We start from the raw sequence: 693 nt of genomic DNA, 5'->3' as shown, positions 1-693 counted from the left end.
CGGTCGATGGCTTCACGGTTGCGCGCTTCGAGCGTGTCGAGGATGCCGGACAGTCGCAATTGCTTAAGGGAAGACGTGAGTTCGGGAATTGGATTCATGTTCAATGGATAAGCAGAGTCTGGGTATCGCGGCAGAAGCGGCCGCCGTGGGTGTAGGTACTCGCGCCCGATTCAATGGGCTCGGTCGACAGCCACGACTGATCAAGGCCTTTCTGCAGGATCAGCTTGACGGCTTTGTAGCTTGGCGTACCGAAGTGATTCGCTCGACGGCAGGCCGCCTCCAGGCGGGACGCGCCGAACTGCTGAGCGAAGCGCAGCACGCCCTGTACAGCGCGCAGCTTGATGAGAACCTGATCGCCGAAGAGCGCGTGAACAAGCGCGTAGCACGACGGCCCGATACGCTGCGCTTCTCTCAGGCACCATTGGGTGTCGTGCAGTTGCCGGGCCTGTGCTGCTGGCGGCATGTGATCGGCCACAGTGATACGTGTTCCTGGCGTAGTCTGGCGGACATGCGATGCCGACAGTTCGTGCTCGTAGTAGAGCTGCACCATGTTGGCGGTCGCCTTGAGCCACAGATCTTTACCGGCGAGCCGGAACGGCACAGAATAGTAGGCGCGCTCGAATTGCACATGGGCGTCGCGATGGACCTTCACGCGCGCCCAGGTTGCCAGCTCGGGCGGCACATCGGGAAGCG

General features: G+C 61.6%; 2 pseudogenes. Both read right to left on the bottom strand.

The window, feature by feature from the left end:
• Positions 1–98 (bottom strand): annotated as a pseudogene (locus P7F28_RS09785) (ATP-binding protein); the annotation flags it as partial.
• 2 nt (positions 99–100) lie between these two features.
• Positions 101–693 (bottom strand): annotated as a pseudogene (locus tag P7F28_RS09780) (IS21 family transposase); the annotation flags it as partial.

It is taken from the genome of Caballeronia sp. BR00000012568055, assembly GCF_029439455.1.
Lineage (GTDB): Bacteria > Pseudomonadota > Gammaproteobacteria > Burkholderiales > Burkholderiaceae > Caballeronia.
This window is presented reverse-complemented; position numbering and strand designations above follow the sequence as displayed.